The organism is Dellaglioa sp. CoH-56-MRSF-13 (genome assembly GCF_056782095.1).
The window spans coordinates 97,966-120,184 of sequence record NZ_JBXAYC010000001.1; the positions used below are offsets into that span (position 1 = coordinate 97,966).

Below are 22,219 nucleotides of genomic sequence, written 5' to 3' on the forward strand. Positions count from 1 at the left end.
AGTGACGTCTAATTATGGCATTAACGGCAGGAATCGTAGGATTACCAAACGTAGGTAAATCAACTTTATTTAACGCAATTACAAAAGCAGGCGCGGAAATGGCTAATTACCCATTTGCGACAATCGATCCAAACGTTGGGATGGTTGAAGTTCCAGATAAACGATTAGCACGTATCGATGAAGTAGTCCCTGCTAAAAAAATTATTCATACAACTTTTGAATTTACGGATATTGCCGGTATTGTTAAAGGCGCAAGTAAAGGTGAAGGACTTGGTAATAAATTTTTAGAAAATATTCGTCAAGTTGATGCTATTGTGCACGTTGTTCGTGCATTTGACGATGATAATATCACACATGTTTCTGATAAAGTGGATCCAATGGACGATATTGAAACAATCAACTTAGAACTTGTTTTTGCAGATTTAGATAGTGTGACAAAACGTTATGCTAAAGTTGAAAAAGTGGCTAGAACAAAAGATAAAGATGCGTTGGCTGAATTCAGTATTTTACAAAAAATCAAACCAGTTCTTGAAGCTGGACATGCCGTTCGCTCAATTGAATTTGATGAAGAAGAAGAAAAATATGTTAAAGGTATGTTTTTATTAACGAACAAACCAGTTCTTTATGTCGCTAATATTGCTGAAGATGACATGGCTGACCCAGATGCTAATAAGTATGTAAAATTAATTGAAGCCTTTGCAAAAGAAGAAGGTTCAGAATGTTTAGCCGTTTCTGCTAAAACAGAAGAAGAAATTGCTGAACTAGATGATGAAGATAAACTTGATTTCCTTGAAGCTGCTGGTGTTGAAGAATCAGGACTTGATCGCTTAATCAGGGCATCTTATAAATTACTAGGTTTAGCAACTTTCTTTACTGCTGGTGGTGCCGAAACACGAGCATGGACCTTTAAACAAGGGATGAAAGCACCTCAAGTTGCCGGAATTATCCATTCAGATTTTGAACGTGGATTTATCCGTGCTGAAACAATGTCATTTGCTGATTTAGATAAAAATGGAAGCGTCGCAGCAGTTCGTGAAGCTGGTCGTTTACGTTCCGAAGGTAAAGAATATGTCGTACAAGATGGCGATATTATTGAGTTCAGATTTAACGTCTAAATAAAATAAGTCAGTAGGGGTTGTTAGTCATGTCAGAAGAAAACAAAGTCGAAGAAACATCAGTTGAAGAGAGAAATGCGACAGCTGCAGCAAAACAAAAAGAACATTTAGAAAAAGAAACGAAGTTACAGGATAAAGGACCCTTTGCGGGATTAACGAAGCGTAATGAAGATTATGTTTACCGTTTAAATAGTATTTTGAAAGATTCAAAAATTAATGATGAAAAACGAAATACGGTCATTGGTGAAATTGTTGCAGAACTTCGCACCGAACAGCATAAAGGTGTAACAGCAACTAAACTATATGGTCCTGTTAGTACAAAAGCAACTGATATCATTATGGGCCCACAGAAAAAAGCTGCAGAACCAACAAGTAGTTTTTGGTTAACAGCTTTAGATAATGGGTTGATGATGTTATTAATTTTTGCTGGTATGTACGGTGTTATGGGATTAATGAGTAAAACAAGTACGCAAGCAGAAGCTTCTGGTGCTGGTGGATTATTAACACTACTAATCACATCAATTTTGGGTGGTATTGGAGCAGCGCTCTTCTACAAAAAATATGGCCCAAACGTCAAAAAAGAAGACAAACCAGCTTTCTGGGTTACATTACTAGTATTTGTAGCCTTTCTTGCAGTATGGATTCTTGCCTACATGTTAGTGGCATTGATTCCAGGACCACTTAATGCATTGTTGCCAGCCCCTGTTTATCTTGTAATTGCATTAATCGCATTTGCAGTTAGAATTTACGTTAAACGTCGCTATAATATCAACCGAACAATGTTTTAAATTGATTGATATCTTGAAAAGAGTTCAGGTAAAATTTTTGAACTCTTTTTTGTTACAGTTAAAAACGATTATAGGTTAATAAGAATCGGACGATAACCTTGACCAATGTTGAGTTTATCTGGTATGTTAGTAAACAAAATAAAAGTAGAAAGCTGGTTTTAAAATGTCAAATTGGGAAACGAAGTTCGTTAAAAAAGGATTTACTTTTGATGACGTGTTGTTAATACCTGCAGAAAGTCATGTATTACCGAACGAGGTTGATATCAGTGTACAATTAGCTAAGAATATCAAATTAAATGTCCCAATTTTAAGTGCTAGCATGGATACTGTTACAGATTCTAAAATGGCGATTGCTATGGCTCGCCAAGGTGGCTTAGGTGTTATTCATAAAAATATGAGTATCGAACAACAAGCTGAAGAAGTCAGAAAAGTAAAACGTTCTGAAAGTGGCGTTATTATTGATCCTTTCTATTTAACACCGCAACATTCTGTTGCAGATGCTGAACAATTGATGAAACGTTACCGTATTAGTGGTGTTCCAATCGTTGAAACATTAGAAAATCGCTTATTGATTGGTATCATTACGAATCGTGATCTACGTTTTGTTTCTGATATGTCAGTCCTAATTGATAGTGTTATGACTAAAGAAGGATTAGTAACAGCTGCGGAAGGTACTTCGCTTAAAGAAGCTGAAAAAATACTCCAAAAAAATAAAATTGAAAAATTACCAATCATTGATAAAAATGGTCGTTTAACTGGTTTAATAACAATTAAAGATATCGAAAAAGTTGTTGAATTTCCTAACGCAGCTAAAGATGAACATGGCCGCTTACTTGCTGCTGCCGCTGTTGGTGTTACAAGTGATACATTTGAACGTGCTACAGCTTTACTAGATGCTGGTGTTGATGCTTTAGTTATCGATACTGCTCATGGTCATTCAGCCGGTGTTATCCGTAAAATTACTGAAATCAGAGCACAATTCCCAGAAGCAACTTTAATCGCAGGTAATGTCGCAACTGGCGAAGCAACTCGTGCCCTTTATGATGCTGGCGTTGATGTTGTTAAAGTTGGAATAGGACCTGGATCAATCTGTACAACACGGATTGTTGCTGGTGTTGGTGTTCCGCAATTAACAGCTATTTATGACGCTGCTGAAGTAGCTCGTGAATATGGTAAAACAATCATCGCTGATGGGGGTATTAAATACTCTGGTGATATCGTTAAAGCCCTTGCTGCCGGTGGTAACGCTGTGATGTTAGGTAGTATGTTAGCTGGAACTGATGAAGCTCCTGGTGAATTTGAAATTTATGAAGGTCGTCGTTTCAAAGTTTACCGAGGTATGGGAAGTTTAGCAGCTATGGAACAATCAAATGGTTCTTCTGATCGTTACTTCCAAAGTGGCGTAAATGAAGCTAATAAGTTAGTGCCAGAAGGTATTGAAGGTCGTGTATCATACAAGGGTAGTTTAGCTGATATTGTTTTCCAAATGGTTGGAGGCTTACATTCAGGTATGGGTTACGTTGGTGCTGGAACATTGAAGGCATTACAAGATGACGCACAATTTGTTCAAATTTCAGGTGCTGGTTTAATTGAATCACATCCACATGATGTTCAAATTACCAAAGAAGCACCTAATTACTCAGTTAAATAATAATTAAAAAGGCGTGATTTCTTTCAGATGAAAGAAGTTACGTCTTTTTTAATGGAGAGTTTTAAATTATAAATAAGACTCTAATGATTAATCATGATTTGATGCAAAATCATTGTATACAGTAAAAGGAATACGACATTAGTTAGAAATATTAATTTACTTAAAAATAAGTATCAATTGTGGAAGTATTTAAATTTATAGACTACACTACGAGTATAAATATTATAGGGGGTTACGAATATGTTAATTATTGATTACGTTCATGGGGAACAGCTACAAGCAACTTATAAAACGGCAGCAGCTTTTGTTGCGATGATGCAATTGGAAGTACCTGAGTTTGAAGATTATTATAAAATTACTAAAGTAACGGAATCTGGTAAAGAGATTGAGTTATCAGATAAAACAATGGGCGGTTTATTTAACTACTTATTAGAACGTGGATAATAAAAAATGGAAAGCTTTCGTTTTTTACGAAAGCTTTTTTTGTACTACTTAGATTAAGTAGATTTAACCAATTCTTTAAAGTTATCGTGTGTGATATTTGATACAATATACTATAAGTAAAGAAAAGTCAGGAGATATCCAATGAAAATTTTAGTTGTAGATGATGAAAAAGAAATCGTTGATTTAATCTCTATTTATTTAAAAAATGAAGGTTACGAAGCAATTACTGCTCAAAATGGACTTGAAGCGATTGAAAAATTAGAAGAAATGCCAGAAATCGGTGTAATGATTCTCGACGTTATGATGCCTAAAATGAACGGAATGGATGTCATTAAAGAGGTTCGTAAAACTTCAGAAATTCCAATATTAATGGTTTCTGCTAAAACAGAAGATATGGACAAAATTCGTGGACTGATTACAGGTGCTGATGATTATGTTGTTAAGCCATTTAACCCATTAGAAATTATGGCACGTGTTAAATCATTACTCCGTCGTAGCCAAAACTCGAATCCGGCACCTGATGTTGCACTTGAAATAGGACCGCTAATTATTAAAAAAGATTCTCATGAAGTTCAAACAGTTGAAGGTAGTGATATTCAATTAACTGCTTTAGAATTCGGTATTTTATATTTATTAGCCTCACATCCAAATCATGTGTACTCTGCGGATGATATTTTTGAACAAGTTTGGCAACAAGAATCAATTATTTCTGCCAAAACAGTAATGGTCCATGTGAGCCATTTACGTGATAAAATTGAAGCAGCAACAAACGGTGATGATATTATCAAAACCGTCTGGGGCGTTGGATACAAGATAGAAATGCATTAGTGAGGGGTTATTTTTGAAATTAACTGGTAGAGAAAAAAGTGAATTAATCGCGGAAGGATTCATCACGATTATTCTATTAATTTTACTGAATTTATCAATTTTTATTCTATTAAATCAGACGATTGCTTCAAACCCAGGACTTGAGAATGGTATTTTTCAAATTAAGACGGCATTAACTTTTGGGCCGAATGATTTCAATGTCTGGAGTTGGGGGAATGTTTTTGTTGCGTTCATGCTTATTGTGGACGTTGTCGTGCTCTATTGGCGACTAATTCGACGTTATCATCAAATGCAGTTACGTCATGTTATTTCAGAATTGCATTATATTGCGGACGGTCATTACGATCATCAAATTCCTTTTAAACTACAAGGTGATATGGCGCGGGTCGTTTCAAGTATTAATGCTTTGGTTCAAAGTACGATTGAATCAATGGAAGAAGAACGTCGAATTGAGAATTCAAAGGATGAGCTGATTACCAATGTTAGTCACGATATTCGAACACCATTGACATCAATTATCGGTTACTTAGGTTTAATAGAAGATAATCAATATAATTCGCAAGAAGATTTACTATCTTACACACATACAGCATTTGTGAAATCAAAGCAGATGAAGGTTTTAGTAGAAGATTTATTTGAATACACAAAAGTGCGACAGACGTCGACGCCAATTAATGCGATTAATTTTGATATGAATCAAATGTTAGAACAATTGGCAGCTAGTTTTGAACTTGAAGCTAAAAATAAAGAAATGACAATTAGTAGCAATACGAACCCTAACCCGTTAATGATGGAAGCTGATACTGAAAAATTAGGCCGTGTTTTTAATAATTTAATATCAAATGCCTTAAAATATGGGGCAGGCGGTAAACATATTTATTTAGAAGCAGAAAAAATTGGTCAGGAAGTTATCGTAAAAGTAACTAATGATGGCCCTAAAATACCTGAACAATCACTTAATCAATTATTTGATCGGTTTTACCGAGTGGAAGAATCTCGTTCACAAAAAACGGGCGGAACTGGATTAGGGCTTGCCATTGCTCAAAGTATTGTCACGCTCCACGGTGGGTACATATATGTTGTCTCAAATGAAGAGCTAACTAGTTTTGTTATTCATTTACCATTGGGTAAGAATATAAAATTAACTAGAAAGCAAGAAGAACAGTTGCAAGAATAGCTATTATTGGGTATTCTTAAATGAATAAGAGAAGTTAAGAGGGTAAAGAGAAAATGATATTTTTAAAACGTACAAAGAAATTCGTAATTGGGCTTATTTCAGGGGCAGCACTATTTACTGGGGTTTCAGCAATGGGACTTCAAGATGAGGTTAAATCTGTATCAGCTGCAACAACCAGTTCAAGCGCTATTAATTTAACAGCTAAAGCTGCTTTAGCAATTGATGCAGATACTGGACAAGTAATCTATGAAAAAAATGCTGATGCTGTTTTACCAATTGCATCAATGACAAAATTAATTTCGATTGATGTTATTTTAGATCAAATTAAAAGTGGTAAATTAACTTGGGATCAAAAAGTTAAGATTGATAACGATTCTTATAAAATTAGCCAGGATACATCATTATCAAACGTTCCGTTGAGTAAAACGAAATCATACACAGTTAAACAACTGTATGATGCTAGTTTAATTTACTCAGCAAATGGGGCTATTATGGCACTTGCTCATGAAGTATCGGGATCGCAAAAAGATTTCGTAACATTAATGCGTGCAAAGGTTAAGTCATGGGGAATTACAGATGCTAAGATTGATAACGTTTCTGGTTTAACTAATAGCGATATCAGTAAAGCTGATCGATACCCCGGTTCAGCCGCATCAGATGAAAATGAATTAACTGCCAAAGATATGGGAATTGTTGCTAAAAACTTACTTAAAAAGTACCCAGAAGTATTAAAAACAACAAGTATCAAACGTAAATATTTCGATAAAGGAACATCTGACCAAACACTAATGGAAAACTGGAACTGGATGTTACCTGGTTTAGCTAAGGCATATACAGAATTACCTGTTGATGGATTGAAGACAGGTACTTCTGACAAAGCTGGTGAATGTTTTACAGGAACTGTAAAAAAAGATGGTCATCGAATTATTACGGTCGTTTTAGGATCATCACACAAGAGTGAAACGGATGTAAGTCGTTTTACAGATACACAAAAAATAATGTCATATGTATTTGACATGTTCAACGTGGAAACAATCAAGGCTGGTACAATATTTAAAAACGCCGATAGTTTACCTGTATTTCATGGTAAAGAATTAACAACTAAAGTTATGCTTAAATCTAATCAAAAAGTTTGGTTGAAAAAAGGCGAAACAGTTAAGTCGATTATTTCAGCTAAAGTATCAGAAAATACTGATTTAGTTAAGAAAACAGGATTAGAAGCCCCAATTAAGGCTAATAGTGATATTGGAACGCTTAAATTAACTGGTAAAGATAATGCGTTATCTTATGTTGATGGCAAAAAATCACTTTCTGTTACAGGAACGAATAAAGATGCCATTGAAAAAGCTAACATTTTTGTTATTATGTGGCGTGCAATTACTAACTTCTTTGGAAATTTATTTTAAATCAATAAAATCATCTCTGATTTCTAGGGTGATTTTTTTGTCTATATGGGCAATTTAGTCGTGTAAGATTAAAAAAACATTAAAAAGAAAATAAAAATTTGTTGTTCGTGGACATTTGATGTATATTATAACGTATCGATAAAATTTTATAGTAGAAATAATTAATTTAGGGGGCACCAATTTTAATGAAAATGATTAAGAATGAATTTAAATTTGTTGGAAAGAATAGAATACTTCTAGTTTCAACAATTGTTATGATGCTTATTCCGATTCTGTATGCTGCTTTCTTCTTGAAATCAGTTTGGGATCCATATGGCAAAACAAGTGATTTACCAGTAGCAGTCGTTAATAACGATGAATCTGTTAAATATAATGGAACGACATTGGATGTTGGTGATCAACTTGTAAAAGAGTTGAAGAATAATGACCAATTGAAGTGGACATTCGTTTCTGCAAAACAAGCAAAACAAGGAATGAAAGACAACAAGTACTATACAACAATTACGTTGCCTAAAAACTTCTCTTCAAATGCTGCAACTTTAATGGATACAAATCCTAAAAAGATGAAAATCACGTACGATACTAATGCATCTCGTAACTACATTGGTGAAGTTATCAGTGAAACAGCAGCAAAACAATTAAATAGCCAAATTCGTGAATCAGTCACGAAAGCATATGCAACAGCTATTTTCGGCCAAGTTAAAACAATCGGTAAAGGCTTTAAGACAGCTGCAAGTGGTTCTAAAACATTGTCTGATGGTACAGTAACATTGAATGATGGCTTAAATAGCTACATTACTGGTGTAGGAACTGTTAATAATGGTGTTCAAACACTTTCAACTAGTGTTGTTCCATTAAAAAATGGTGTTCAAAAATTAGCAACAGGCGCTGGTTCTTTAAGTGCTGGATTATCAAAACTTAATAATAGTACAGGTACATTAGCTTCAGGTGTATCGAAACTAGATACTGGCTCAACAACATTAGCAAGTGGTGTAAAAGGTTATACTAATGGAGTTACTGAATTAAATAGTGGTTTGAGTCAATTAAGTTCAAATTCTCAAGCATTAAATGATGGAATAATTACCTTAAGAGGTGGTATTACAACAGTTCAAGCGGGTAACCAATCGTTAACTAAAAGCTTGAAGGAGTCTGCTGCAACTTTAGATACACAATTAAATAGTCCAGATTCACAAGCTGAAATGGCAAAATTAATGGCTGGATTTACAGCATTAGATTCAGGAATTTCTAAGTTGAATTCTGAATTAAATGGCACAAATGCGCCTAATATTGATGCTAAAAAATTAACAGCCGATTTAACTCAAATTGGAGCTAATACTAAACTTGTTGCCGCTAAAGCAACAGATGCTGGTTCACAATTGAGTGAATTAAATAATAGTCTTTATAGTACAACTAACGCATCCAGTGTTGCTGCACAACTTAAGGATGCGCAAAGTAATATGGGTGCTTTAGTTACCTTTGTAAAATCACCTGATTTTGCAGCTTTAGAGAAATCTAATCCAACGTTAGCAAAAAGTATTGCTGCTTCTGTTAATGGATTAGGAAGTAATCTTCAAACTGCTGGCACAAGTTTAGCAGCATCAGGTAATAATACAACAAAAATTAAAACAGATTTATCTGATATGACAACACCGTTGACTGATAACGGTGACAAATTAAAATCGATTCAAAAAGAATTAGCAGCTATTCAAGAATTACTACCTAAATTACAAGCATTAAAGGCGGGTGTTGCCGAGTTATCTGCTCAAGAACCACAAGTAACAGCAGGTGCTAAGAAAGCCATTGATAAACTAATGGCTGGATTAAATACTGTTAAAACTGGTTTAACGCAGACAGGTTCTGGCACAAAGGAAAGTCCTTATGGTGCTATCCAAGCAACAGACTTACTAAATGCTGGATTAGGTCAAATTATGGCTGGGTTAAATGGTACAGATAAAACTCCTGGCTTAATTCCAAGTGTACAAAAATACACTGCAGGTGTATTAAGTGCTAATAATGGTTCTAAAACATTAATTGGAAACAACAGTGCCTTAGTATCAGGCTCGAGTCAATTAAGTACTGGATTATCAACATTGAATGGATCAGTACCAACATTGACATCAGGAGTTAGTCAATTAGCTACTGGCTCAGGTACATTATCAAATGGTTTAGTAAGCTTGAATGAACAAGTACCAACACTTGTTGCTGGAGTTGATAAATTAGCTGCAGGGACTCAAAAATTAGATGATAACTCAGCTAAATTAGGTGATGGTTCTAAATCACTTAAAAAAGGGTCAAAAACATTAGCTACTGCTCTTAAAACAGGATCAGATACAGTTAATGGAATTAAAGCAACTAACAAGACAGCTAATATGTTTGCAGCACCTTCAGAATTGGAACATAAGAATTACAGTTATGTTCCTAACTATGGACATGCTTTAGCACCATATGTTCTTTCACTTGCATTATACGTTGGGGCAATCGTCTTTAACTTTGCATTCCCAATCCGTAAAATTTCAACTGAAGGTCAATCAGCAACAGCTTGGTTCTGGAGTAAAGTTGCTATTGGAACTGTCGTTGCCCTTGGTATGGCACTTGTTGAAGTTACAGGGATGCTTATGTTTGGATTACAAGCAGACCATATTGCTGAAACTTACTTAATTGCAACAGTATTCTCGTTAACATCGATGTATCTTGTTATGGCACTTGCTATGGCATTTGATAATCCTGGTCGATTCGTGGCCATGGTTCTCTTGATGTTACAATTAGGTGGCGCTGGTGGTACGTTCCCAATGGAAGTTACGAATAGCTTTTTTAATGCCATCCATCCATTCTTACCAATGACATACTCAACCTTAGGGTTCCGTGAGTCATTAACTTCTGGAATGGTTAGTGGACAAATTGGCATGAGCGTATTTGTTCTTGCAATCTTCGCTATCGTTTCATTAGTTCTATTATGGGTTGCTATGCAAATTCTTCAAAGAGTTGGACTTGCTGGTAAATCACAATTAGATGATAATCAAAAATTACAAGATTTAGAAAAATAGATTATTAAATAGAGTTACGCAAAATTAATTTTGCGGGCTCTATTTTTTTGATTGAATATATTTAGAATGGGTTAATTAAATTGAGGTTCTTAATCTTAGTCCTAATGGTCGTAATAATAACTAAAAAGCGGTATACTGTTACTATTAATATTTAAAACAATAGGAGGCCAAATTATGTTAAGTCATTTTGATGAAAAAAATGTTGAAGTTAACGAAAAAGGAATTCCATTTCCAGCTGATACACGTGTTAGTTTTGAAACAAATAACGAGTTCTTTACTGGTGTCGTTGAAAAACAACTAAAAAATTCGGCTATTATTAAATTCGATAAGGAATTTATTAAGAATGAAACAGCTGAAGAATTAAAACATAAAATTGTTGTTAGTTATGCAGGATTAGAATTAATTAAATAATCAGGATTAGAGATTAGCGTGCGTACTTAGCGCTAATCTCTTTTTTTAAATTAAACTAAAAGGGGGAAGTCAGAATGAATAGGTGGATCCAGAAATATCTAGATAAAGCTAGTTTGTTGGCCTCTCCCGTACAAATTGTTGTCTTTTACTATTTAGCATTGATTGTAGTAACAAGTATTTTATTATGCCTTCCGTTCTTCAAACAACCTGGTGCTAGTGTGCCATTTATTGATACAATATTCATGGCAGTCTCAACGGTTAGTGTTACAGGATTAACCACATTTCCGTTAGAGCAAGTCTATAACAATAACGGTATCATCTTACTAGAAATGCTTTTTCAAATAGGTGGTTTTGGTATAACAATGCTCTCAACGTTTATTATGGTAATTGCTGGTCGACGCATTGGGTTGCAACAACGCAGGCTAATTCAAACTGATATGAATCAACCGCATTTAAGTGGAAATGTTCGTTTAGTTTATTCAATTTTCGGCATTATGCTAGGGATTCAAGCTTTTTTTGGTGTGATATTTTCAATTTATTTATATGTACGTGATGGCTTTGAACATCTAGCTGCGTCAATTTTTGATGGCTTTTATATTGCAATATCTGCGTTAACAAATGCGGGATTTGACGTTACTGGGAAATCTATTATCCCTTATTCGAAAGATTACGTCTTTTTATTTTTAATTATGATTTTAATTTTTATAGGTGGTTTAGGATTTCCCGTTATTATTGAAATTTTAGCGTGGATCAAGGTTACGTGGTTCAAACCAGGACATAAAAAATTTAGATTTTCATTATTTACAAAATTAGCAGGTAGTTTTGCGATTGGATTTTTCTTTATTGGAACAATATTAATTTTCTTATCTGAACATAATGGTTATTTTGCACATAAGGATTTCGTTGAGAGAGTTATGACAGCTATGTTTTATAGTATTACAACGCGTAATGCCGGACTACAAATTAATCAAATTAGTGATTTTAATACGACAACCTTATTGATTTTTTCTATGTTAATGTTTATTGGTGCTAGTCCAAGTTCAGTTGGTGGTGGTGTTCGAACAACAACAATTGGGATTTTAGGATTATATTTGTTATCGTTTATTCGTGGACATAAGAATGTGAATATTTTTAATAGAAGGATTCATGAAAATGATATTCAAAAATCAGTAGTAGTTGTTAACCTATCGATATTTATGTGTTTAATCGCGGTCTTTATTTTAAGTATTACGGAGAATCATTCGTTGATTTCGCTGATTGTAGAAGTAACTTCTGCTTTTGGAACGACGGGATTATCAACGGGAATTACCAGTTCATTAAGCATTATCGGTAAAATGGTCATTATTATTTTGATGTTTGTTGGACGCGTAGGGATGTTATACATGTTAATATTCTTTGTTTCGAAAAAAGAACGGGATGAAAAGTATCGTTTTCCATCAGAACAGATCATTATTGGATAACTTTTTGATTAGAGTTACTAAATAATGAGTATTAAGAAACAGATGTATGCTATAATTTATATCGTTAAACCAACTTTATATTATTGGAGGACTATCGTGAAAGAAACAGAGAAACGCTGGCTCACAGTTCTTAAAATTGCGATGCCGCTTTGCCTGAGTTACGTCCCAATTGGACTCGCATGTGGTATTTTGTTGCATGCAGCAGGCTTCAATACGATATTAGCAGGATTAGTTTCCATACTTGTCTTTTCAGGTGGTGCACAGTTTTTAATTGCATCAATGTTGACGATTCAGTCGCCAATTCTTTCAATTGTTACTATGCTATTTTTCTTAGAATTACGGTATGCGTTATTAGGTGCTAGTTTGTCACAGTACATTCGAGGAACTAGTCGTAAGTTTTTATACATATTTGCGGCATCACTAAACGATGAAAATTACGCAGTAAACTATTTAAAATTTGCAACAGATAAAGAATGGAAACCAAAAGATGCCTTGATGGTTGAACATTATTCATTATTATTTTGGACGATGAGTAATATTGCAGGTAGTTTAATTGGTGCTGGGTTAAAAATTAATTTAAGCATTGTTGAATTTGCATTAACTTCATTATTTATTTACATGATAGTCATGCAACTTAAAAATTATCTCACAATTATTATTAGTATTCTTTCAGGTATTTTAGCAATTATTTTCATGTCATTGTTCCAAAGTACGATGGGATTAGTTGTAGCAACTTTACTAGCTTCCTTTGTTGGATTTATTATTGAACATGAAATTGTTAGAAAAGGTAAACGAAATAAATTATTAAATACGATTAAACCAAAAGCAAGTCGACATACAATAAGTAGAAAGTCTAAAGTTTCTGAGGAAAGTTAACTATGGAAATGACAACAATGGATCATTTTTTATTAATTATTTTATCTGCAATTGTTGCATATTTACCGCGATTTATTCCATTACGAATTTTTTCATCTCGAGAAATCCCAGAATGGTTTAATGAATGGATGAAGTATGTACCCGTTGCGTTATTTTCAGCATTAGTTTTTAAAGACCTTTTTATTGATTCAAGTTTTCAATTTGTGGGCGTAGATAACGTCACAAAATTAATAGCGGCTGTGGTTGTATTCGCAATCGCATATCGTACGAGATCAATGGGATTATCTGTTGTACTTGGACTTTGCGCTATTATGCTGTTGTCACTTATATTATAAATTAAGTAAATAAGAATTTAGTTTCTCTCAGGGACTAAATTCTTATTTTGAATAACGGTTGAAGGATGTTCCATGATATAATAACAGCGATATAAATATAGGGATAAGAGGTGTGGTTAAAATGAAAAAATGGGTATGGGGATTAGTTGCAGTTGTTATAGTAGGTATGTTTGGTGGCTACGGTTTAACGAAACATGCAGAAGCAAATAAAAATTATAATACAGCCATGAAGAACGGTAAAACTGCGATTCAAGATGCAGAATATACTGAGGCAGAAAATTATTTTGATGTCGCTTTAAAAAAGAAATCAAATGATGCGACTGCACAAGCTTACAAGACACAGGTGACACATTACAAGGCAGTAATTAACAAAACTGAAGATCGTCAGTATAGTAAAGCAAAGGATGCAATTAGCATCGTGCTAGCGGATCATGATGGATCAGCAGTCATTAAAAAACGAGCAACAAATTTGAAAAAAGAATTAACAACGGTTCTTGAAAAACGTGCGCTATTCATAAAAACATATAATGAAGCAATGAATTTAAATACAGAATATAGCTACACAGCATCAAACGATAAATTAACTGAAATCTTAAAAGATAGTAGTATTGATAAAAATTATTACTCAGATTTAAAGAAAAAAGCAACAGACTTACAACAAAAAAATGATAAGAATTTGGCAACGATTGGCTACCCAACAAGTAGTTCTTCAAGCAGTTCTTCAAGTAGTTCGAAAAGTTCAACACCATCATCTAAAAGTAGTGGTTATGGGTCGGAGTATAGTATACCAGAAATAAAAAACAATTCGTCAGCTACGTTGACGTCAGAAGAACAAGCCGCTGCATCATCGTATTCAGGTTCGAATGAATATACAACAAGTTCATCTAACATAGTAGATGGTAACGGTAAAGCAATTACAGCATCACGTATTAAGGCAGCACGAGACTCAATTAAATTTGCTGGTGTTAACCCTAACTCATTTAGTGATTCAGATGTTGTAAAAATTATTAAACAGGCTGTTAAAGAAACAACAAGTGTTAAAGCTATTGCAGCGCGAGATTACAAATAAATTAGTATTTTAAGAGTGTGATTCTAAATTTTAGGATTATGCTTTTTTCTTAACCTCCACTGAAAACGTTTACTTTTAATTTGGTGCAAAGTTATTATATAGTAGAAATAAGGGGGAATATGACATGTACTTAGCTGTTAAAGAGATTAAATATAATAAACTTCGGTATGGTCTGATTATTTTCACCATCTTTTTAGTTTCATATCTCATTTTTTTTTAACGGGATTGGCTTTTGGGCTTGCGAACAATAATCGGTCTTCAATTGATAATTGGGATGCGGATAACATTGTTATCAGTCAGTATGCGAATAATAATTTGGCATCTTCCGAGATACAAAAAGACTCACTTCCTAAGATTTCAGGGTCAAAATCAGACTACGCTTATTTAGGTCAAATGATGGGCGTTGCTAGTCGGAAAAACGAACCAAAAGCTAATATTAGTGTTTTTGGAGTTCAATTTAATCAATTTTTGAAGCCTAAATTAGTTCAAGGCAGAATGCCGCAGAAAGTTAACGAAGTAGTTGTTGATAATGGATTAGATGCCACTAAATTAGGCCAAAAAATAAAAATTAATAATGCGAAACAAGAATATAAAGTAGTGGGGATAACGACGGGTAATAAATACACAACAGCACCAGTTGTCTATTTACAATTAGCTGACTATCAAACGTTACGTTATGGCCCGGACAATCCGACTGAAAAAATTAATGCAGTTGTTTTAAAAAATTCAGCTAAAATTAAAAAAGATCAACAATTAGCGACATTAACAATGGACAAGGTGATTAACAACATACCGGGATATGGTCCAGAAGTGAAGACCTTTACGTTAATGATTGGCGCCTTATTTGTCATTATTGCGTTTATCGTAGGTATCTTTATGTATATTTTAACCATTGAAAAAACAGCCGTTTATGGCGTGTTACGTGCACAAGGAGTTTCTAGTGGGACTTTGGTTAAAAGCTTAATTTGGGAGTCGTCATTACTAGGTTTACTAGGAATTGGATTGGGTATTATTGCAGATGTGGCAACAGCGCTATCGTTACCAGCTGCCGTCCCATTTTTAAATAATGTCTTCTTAGTCGTAGGATTTTCGGTTATCTTATTATTGATGATCATTCTAGGATCACTATTCTCCATTTTTAAAATATTACGTGTTGATCCACTTGATGCAATTGGAGGTGTCTAAATGAGTTTAATGCAATTATCTGATGTTTCTAAAACATTTGGAAAAGGTGATAATAAAAAGTTGGCTCTTGATAATATTGATTTAGTTGTTGAGAAAGGGACGTTTATTGGCTTGACAGGTCCATCAGGATCTGGAAAAACAACGTTGCTGACCATTATGGGTGGATTACAAGGATTAACCGATGGAACAATTTATTTTAAAGATCAAGAGATCGGACAATTAAGCGAAAAAGAGCGAACTAGGTTACGATTTAATGAATTTGGGTTTATTTTACAAGGGTCTAATTTAGTCCCATTTTTAACCGTTTTAGAACAATTTGAATTAGTCAATAAAATGAAAACTAAAAAAGAAAGTCGTAATCCCGAAATGATGTTACGTGACTTAGGTGTATGGGACCAAAGAAATCAATATCCTGCTAGTCTTTCAGGTGGTCAAAGACAACGCGTTGCAATCGCTAGAGCATTATTTGGGCAACCGGAGCTCATCTTTGCTGATGAGCCAACGGCAAGCTTAGATAGCAAAAGAGCGAAGCAAGTTGCAGCCCAGCTAGCCGATATTACTAAAAAGACGGGACAAACGATTATTATGGTTTCACATGATGAAGATGTCTTGGCATATACAGACCAAACATTTTTTATGCGAGATGGACAGCTCACAAAAGAATGATTTTTAATGATAACGAAAAGAGAACCGCAATTGCGGTTCTCTTTTCGTTTAAAGTTTTACTATTTTAGTGGAGTCCATTTCCAGTTATTAACTTCTGGAAGATCATCACCATTTTCACGGATGTATGATTCATGTTTAGCAACCATAGCTTCCATTTCTTTAACAAATTTATCGCCTGCAGCGCCTAAGTTGCCAGCTTGTAAGACAGCATCTTTAGCAAGGTTGTAACGATCCATTTGGTTCAAGACACGCATATCGAATGGTGTAGTGATATCACCATTTTCACGGTAACCATGGATTGAAACATTGTGGTTATGACGATCATAGAAGATGTCACGAACCATAGCTTCGAAACCATGGAATGCGAATACGACTGGTTTATCAGTTGTAAAGTAACCGTCAAATTCTTCATCAGAGAAACCACGAGGGTCAATCTTAGGATGACGTAATTTTAAGATATCTACAATATTGATGAAACGAATCTTCAATTCTGGGAATGCTGAGTTTAAAAGACTAACAGCAGCTAAAGCTTCTAAGTTAGGTTCTGAACCAGCAGCAGCAATAACAAGATCAGCATCATCGCCCTTAGCAGTACTTGCCCAATCGATAACTTTCAAACCATTGTCAACAAGTTCTTGAGCTTCATCAGCTGAGTAGAATTGAGGACGTGGTTGTTTACTTGAAACGATTAAGTTAATAAGTTCTTCACTTTGAAGAGTCTTATTCATAACAGCTAATAAACTGTTAGAATCAGCAGGTGTATATTCACGGATAAATTCAGGTTTCTTATCAGCTAAATGACCAAGCATACCTGGATCTTGATGAGTATAACCATTGTGATCTTGTTGGAATACAGTTGATGTTGCAATAACATTCAATGATGGGTATTGTTTACGCCATGTTTGTTCTTTGGCTTTACGTAACCACTTGAAATGTTGTGTCAACATTGAATCAACGACACGTAAGAATGATTCATAACTAGCGAAGAAACCATGACGTCCAGTTAAGACATAACCTTCCATCCAACCTTCAGCTTGATGTTCTGATAATTGTGAATCAAGAACACGGCCTACAGGACTTTGCCATTCGTCGTTACCTTCTTTGATTGGTTCTAACCATTGACGGTTAGTAGCTTCAAAGATAGCATTCAAACGGTTTGATTTTGTTTCATCTGGTCCGAAGATACGGAAGTTTTTAGGGTTTTCTTCAATAATATCACGAGCGAAGTCACCGAAAATAATCATATCTTGTGCTGTAACAGCACCTGGAGTTGATGTATCAACAGCATTTTTCTTCCAATCAGGCATAACTAATTTTTGAGGATTAATACCACCGTTAGTAATAGGGTTCATTGCCATACGTTGGTTGCCTTTAGGTGCCATTTCTTTTAGTTCAGGAATTAATTGACCGTCTTTTGTAAATAATTCTTCTGGACGGTATGATTTCATCCATTTAACAAGAGCATCAACATGTTCCATGTGACGTTGGTCTACAGGAATTGGAACTTGATGAGCACGGAATGAGCCTTCGATTGGTTCGTTGTTCCAGACTTCTGGACCAGTCCAGCCTTTTGGTGTACGAACAATCATAACAGGCCATTTAGGCATTGTTGCTTCTTCAGCTGGGTGTTTGCGAGCTTCAGTTTGGATTGCTTTAATTTTTTCGATAGCAAGATCCATTTTTTTAGCCATTTCAGGATGGATGATCTCAGGATCAGTTCCTTCAACGAAAATTGGATCCCAACCCATACCTTCAAAGTATTTTGTTAAATCTGCATCAGATTTACGTGATAAAATTGTAGGATTTGAGATTTTGAAACCATTCATATCAAGGATTGGTAATACAGCACCATCATTAACTGGGTTAATGAAGACATTTGAGAACCAACTTGCTGCTAATGGTCCAGTTTCTGATTCACCATCACCAATTACTGTAGCAGCAATTACGTCAGGGTTATCAAGAATAGCACCAGCGGCATGAGATAATGAATAACCTAATTCGCCACCTTCATGGATTGATCCTGGTGTTTCAGGAGCAGCATGAGAAGCGACACCACCTGGGAATGAAAATTGTTTGAACAATTTTTGCATACCAGTTAAGTCTTCAGTGATTGTTGGGTAGATTTCTGTATAACTACCATCAAGGTAAGCATTAGAAACCATAACTTGGCCACCATGACCAGGTCCTTCAATATAGAACATGTTTAAGTTATATTTATTAATTGCACGGTTTAAATGAGCGTAAATAAAGTTTTGGCCTGAGATTGTTCCCCAATGACCAATAGGGTTAACTTTGATGTCTTCAGGTACGACTTCAGTTTGTAATAATGGATTTTGTTTTAAATAAAGTTGTCCAACTGAAAGGTAGTTTGCTGCACGCCACCAAGCATCAACTTTATCTAAATATGATTTAGATGAAAAATCAGTTTCTGTCATAGTTACACACTCCTATATGTTTTATTTGCTAAAGTTATAGCGCTTTCTATATGTTCATAATAACAAACATTAAATAAAAGTCAATCATTTAATTCATTGGAACGTACCAATTATTTTAAAAAGTAAATAAAAAGCCGTTAAATAGCCTATTTAACGGCCATGAAAGTATTAAATTTAGAAAATTTATAATGAAATCTCATACTTGAATATTCAAATGGGGTACCATTATCTAAGAAGAAAATACCATCCATTATACTAACTGGTTCAGTTGGTTTTAAATTTAAAAGTTTTTGATCATTTTCGTCTGATGGTTCAGCGTAGATTGAAAGCGACGATTTAGTAACTGATTGATTCTGAATATCCTCCAAATAATTAAAAATTGATCCTTTAACAATTGTTTGAGATAAATTAGGAACAATCTTAATTGGAATATAGCCTGTTTCAATCATAAAAGGCGTTTTTTCAAATAAACGTAAGCGAACAATCTTGTAGACAAAATCATCTGTGTCTAAGAAAAGATTGCGTTGTAAATCTTCTGAGGGCGCAATAACTTCAAAACTTAGTACTTTAACTTTAGGGCTTTTACCATTCATTTCAAATCCGTCTGTAACACCTAAGTTAGAGCCTTCATAATTAAAAACGGTTTTATTTTTTAAATATAAGGGATTAATGAAGGTGCCGGAACCGCGTTTTTTAAAAATAATACCGTCGTTAGCCATTTGGCTAAGAGCTCGTTTTACTGAACTACGACTAATTTTATAAGTTTCACTCAAACTACGTTCATCAGGGAGTTTCATGTCGGGAAATTCATCTGCAGCGATTCTTTTTTTAAGTTTACTAATCAGTTGTTTGTAAATTAATTCAGCCATACAAGAGTACTCCTTTCGTAGAGTCAATCTTCATAGTTAACCATAAGTTTTAATAGACGACAAGTCGTCAACTTTCCGGAGAGATAATTATTTTAGAACAAAAAGGTAAGAATTACAGACATTTTAGTAAATATTTTGTACAATGAAGACTATAGTTAAAGGAGTGTGTCTATTGGAAATTTGGCAAAGTTTTATTGAAAATATTAAGTTACGTAGATTTGTTGTACTTTGTGTAATTATGGGTGTTATTTTTCTTGCGAAAGATGTCATTAGCATTGTTCTATTAACTTTTATATTTACATATTTAGTAGTCCGATTGATAAATGTTATTCAAAGACATTCATCAATTAATAGTCGAATAATTGTTATAGGAGTATATCTGGCAATTATCGCGCTGCTTTATTTGGCAGTTACTAAGTATTTTCCTATTTTAGTTTCGCAAACAGTTTCAATGGCACATTATGTGATTAATTTTTATCGTCATCCAGGTAAAGATACAAATCTTGTGATGGAATGGGTACTTAAATCTATTGGTAAATCTCAAATTGTGCCACAATTAAAAAGTAGTTTTACGCTTGTATTTCAATATATAACGAGCATTGGTTTTATGGCAGCAACATTTTTATTATCGCTTATTTTAAGCTTCTTTTATACGATTGAAAAAGATCAGATGACACATTTCTCAAAAAACTTTTTATCAAGTGATTTTGGTTGGTTTTTCCAGGATATTTACTTCTTTGGTGAAAAATTTGTTAAATCATTTGGTGTCGTTATTGAAGCACAATTCTTTATCGCAACTGTTAATACAGTTATTACTGTGATTGGGTTGTACTTCATGCATATGCCACAGCTCTTGCCTTTAGGAATATTAATTTTCTTATTAAGTTTAATTCCAGTCGCAGGGGTATTAATTTCATGTATTCCATTAAGTTTAGTTGGTTATTCGGTTGGTGGCGTACGTGATGTGGTTTACATCTTAATTATGTTAATGGTCGTTCATTTATTAGAATCATATGTATTAAATCCTAAATTTATGTCAAGTCGGACAGAACTACCTATATTCTTTACATTTGTAATCTTGTTAGTCAGTGAAGAATTATTTGGAACGTGGGGCTTGATTGTCGGAATTCCCATTTTCACATTCTTCTTGGATATCTTGGGTGTGAAGTCAATTCCTGGATCTAAAGGACGGATTGGTAAAATTAAAGGAATAAGGAAGGATAGTCAAACTGATGGTAAAGAAAAATAAATTTTTAGCTGATTTTAGAGTGAATAGAAAAAATACAAATTCAGTTAAATGGGATAGTTTAAAAGAGCAATATGGCGATGATAAATTATTGCCACTGTGGGTTGCAGATATGGATTTTAAAGCACCTAAAGCCGTAACTGATGCTTTAATAGCACGGGTACAACATGGTGTTTTTGGTTATTCAACAATTCCTGATTCATATTATGATGCCTTTTTTGATTGGCAACAATCTCGCTATGGGATTGAACTGCATAAGGAATGGATGAGATTTGGAACAGGGGTTGTAAATTCATTATATCAATTAGTCGATTTAATGACGGAACCAGGTGATAGCGTCTTAGTTCAAACACCAGTATATTACCCTTTTTATAGTGCAATTGAAGATAATAACAGACGTATCGTACGAACACCTTTGAAACATGAAAATAATCAATATGAAATGGATTTTGAAGCAATTGAACGAGATATGAAAGCTAATCACGTTAAATTACTTATTCATTGTTCACCGCATAATCCAGTTGGTCGCGTCTGGACTGAAGCTGAACTGACACAACTCTTTGAAATTTGTCGTGAAAATAAAGTGATGGTAATTTCGGATGAAATTCATCAAGATTTAATTGTGGGAAAAAAACCATTTGTATCAGCTTTATCAATAGACGAAGGTCGTTATCGAGATAATATGGTTGTCGTTAATGCTCCCTCAAAAACATTTAATTTAGCTGCTTTACAAAACTCGCATATCATTATTCCAAACGCGCAATTACGAGCTAAGTACGATAAAATGGTACAGCGTTTGAACAAACCTGAGGGTAGTTTAATGGGATGTGTTGCTGGAGAGGCGGCTTATCGTTCAGGAGCAGTTTGGTTAGATGAAATTCTGAGTATCGTAAGGACCAATTATTTAGAAGTCAGCCACCAATTAGTCAATAAATTTCCAGAAATTAAAATTAGTGAACTAGAAGGCACATACTTGATGTGGATTGACCTTTCAGCATATGTAAATCCCAGTCGGATGAAAGAATTTATTCAGAATGAGTGTGGCTTAGCTATTGATTATGGACAATGGTTTAGTGAAGAAACGCCAGGCTTTATTCGAATGAATTTGGCAACTGATTTAGGAACGGTTCAAACAGCTGTTGATCAGTTGTTAAAGGGACTCAAAAGTGCAAAGCTAAATCGCTTAAATTAGACTATTAATTTATTTCATTTCA

19 protein-coding genes are annotated in these 22,219 nt (G+C 34.3%); 17 read left to right on the forward strand and 2 right to left on the reverse strand.

Annotated features, from left to right (window positions below):
* The first annotated feature begins 14 nt into the window (after positions 1-14).
* The 15 genes from ychF to AC1RP1_RS00560 all read left to right on the forward strand — a co-directional run bounded on the left by ychF (position 15) and on the right by AC1RP1_RS00560 (position 16,455).
* On the forward strand, positions 15-1,115 hold the full coding sequence (gene ychF / locus AC1RP1_RS00490) for a redox-regulated ATPase YchF (protein WP_481761066.1): 1,101 nt from the start codon (positions 15-17) through the stop codon (positions 1,113-1,115).
* A gap of 29 nt (positions 1,116-1,144) precedes the next feature.
* Entirely contained in the window at positions 1,145-1,903 is a 759-nt protein-coding gene (locus AC1RP1_RS00495) for a DUF1129 family protein (protein ID WP_481761065.1), read from the forward strand.
* A 163-nt stretch (positions 1,904-2,066) separates the two neighbouring features.
* Entirely contained in the window at positions 2,067-3,554 is a 1,488-nt protein-coding gene (gene guaB, locus AC1RP1_RS00500) for an IMP dehydrogenase (protein WP_481761064.1), read from the forward strand.
* 240 nt (positions 3,555-3,794) lie between these two features.
* Complete coding sequence (locus AC1RP1_RS00505; RefSeq protein WP_481761063.1) at positions 3,795-3,998, forward strand: hypothetical protein; 204 nt, start codon at positions 3,795-3,797, stop codon at positions 3,996-3,998.
* A gap of 141 nt (positions 3,999-4,139) precedes the next feature.
* The gene (locus tag AC1RP1_RS00510) at positions 4,140-4,826 is read left to right on the forward strand and encodes a response regulator transcription factor (RefSeq protein WP_409021818.1); all 687 of its coding nucleotides are present in this window, start codon (positions 4,140-4,142) and stop codon (positions 4,824-4,826) included.
* A 13-nt stretch (positions 4,827-4,839) separates the two neighbouring features.
* The gene (locus AC1RP1_RS00515; RefSeq protein ID WP_481761062.1) at positions 4,840-6,003 is read left to right on the forward strand and encodes a sensor histidine kinase; all 1,164 of its coding nucleotides are present in this window, start codon (positions 4,840-4,842) and stop codon (positions 6,001-6,003) included.
* A 53-nt stretch (positions 6,004-6,056) separates the two neighbouring features.
* Positions 6,057-7,409 (forward strand): serine hydrolase, encoded by a 1,353-nt coding sequence (locus AC1RP1_RS00520; protein ID WP_481761061.1) that lies wholly within the window; start codon positions 6,057-6,059, stop codon positions 7,407-7,409.
* Between the two features lie 185 nt (positions 7,410-7,594).
* Entirely contained in the window at positions 7,595-10,453 is a 2,859-nt protein-coding gene (locus tag AC1RP1_RS00525) for a YhgE/Pip family protein (protein WP_481761060.1), read from the forward strand.
* Between the two features lie 174 nt (positions 10,454-10,627).
* Positions 10,628-10,864 carry a hypothetical protein gene (locus AC1RP1_RS00530; RefSeq protein ID WP_409021814.1) on the forward strand — a complete coding sequence of 79 codons (237 nt, stop codon included), beginning with the start codon at positions 10,628-10,630 and terminating at the stop codon, positions 10,862-10,864.
* 74 nt (positions 10,865-10,938) lie between these two features.
* The gene (locus AC1RP1_RS00535; protein ID WP_481761059.1) at positions 10,939-12,324 is read left to right on the forward strand and encodes a TrkH family potassium uptake protein; all 1,386 of its coding nucleotides are present in this window, start codon (positions 10,939-10,941) and stop codon (positions 12,322-12,324) included.
* A gap of 96 nt (positions 12,325-12,420) precedes the next feature.
* Positions 12,421-13,200, forward strand: coding sequence for an AzlC family ABC transporter permease (locus AC1RP1_RS00540; protein ID WP_481761058.1), 780 nt, complete (start codon positions 12,421-12,423; stop codon positions 13,198-13,200).
* Positions 13,201-13,202: 2 nt separating this feature from the next.
* Positions 13,203-13,535 carry an AzlD domain-containing protein gene (locus AC1RP1_RS00545; protein WP_409021810.1) on the forward strand — a complete coding sequence of 111 codons (333 nt, stop codon included), beginning with the start codon at positions 13,203-13,205 and terminating at the stop codon, positions 13,533-13,535.
* A 121-nt stretch (positions 13,536-13,656) separates the two neighbouring features.
* Entirely contained in the window at positions 13,657-14,604 is a 948-nt protein-coding gene (locus AC1RP1_RS00550; RefSeq protein ID WP_481761057.1) for a hypothetical protein, read from the forward strand.
* A 225-nt stretch (positions 14,605-14,829) separates the two neighbouring features.
* A complete protein-coding gene (locus AC1RP1_RS00555) occupies positions 14,830-15,789 on the forward strand; it encodes an ABC transporter permease (protein WP_481761056.1) in 960 nt (319 codons plus the stop codon).
* Positions 15,790-16,455 carry an ABC transporter ATP-binding protein gene (locus AC1RP1_RS00560; protein ID WP_481761055.1) on the forward strand — a complete coding sequence of 222 codons (666 nt, stop codon included), beginning with the start codon at positions 15,790-15,792 and terminating at the stop codon, positions 16,453-16,455.
* A 59-nt stretch (positions 16,456-16,514) separates the two neighbouring features.
* Here AC1RP1_RS00560 and AC1RP1_RS00565 read toward each other — a convergent pair whose 3' ends face one another.
* Together AC1RP1_RS00565 and AC1RP1_RS00570 are read right to left on the reverse strand one after the other, a co-directional pair.
* Positions 16,515-18,890, reverse strand: coding sequence for a phosphoketolase family protein (locus tag AC1RP1_RS00565; protein ID WP_481761054.1), 2,376 nt, complete (start codon positions 18,888-18,890; stop codon positions 16,515-16,517).
* 146 nt (positions 18,891-19,036) lie between these two features.
* Positions 19,037-19,759, reverse strand: a complete 723-nt coding sequence (locus AC1RP1_RS00570) for a GntR family transcriptional regulator (RefSeq protein WP_481761053.1) — start codon at positions 19,757-19,759, stop codon at positions 19,037-19,039.
* 172 nt (positions 19,760-19,931) lie between these two features.
* Between AC1RP1_RS00570 and AC1RP1_RS00575 the strand changes: the two genes are divergently transcribed.
* The gene (locus tag AC1RP1_RS00575) at positions 19,932-21,008 is read left to right on the forward strand and encodes an AI-2E family transporter (protein ID WP_481761052.1); all 1,077 of its coding nucleotides are present in this window, start codon (positions 19,932-19,934) and stop codon (positions 21,006-21,008) included.
* Positions 20,992-22,197, forward strand: a complete 1,206-nt coding sequence (locus AC1RP1_RS00580) for a MalY/PatB family protein (protein WP_481761051.1) — start codon at positions 20,992-20,994, stop codon at positions 22,195-22,197. Before AC1RP1_RS00575 ends, AC1RP1_RS00580 begins: the two co-directional genes overlap by 17 nt.
* The last annotated feature ends 22 nt before the right edge of the window (positions 22,198-22,219 follow it).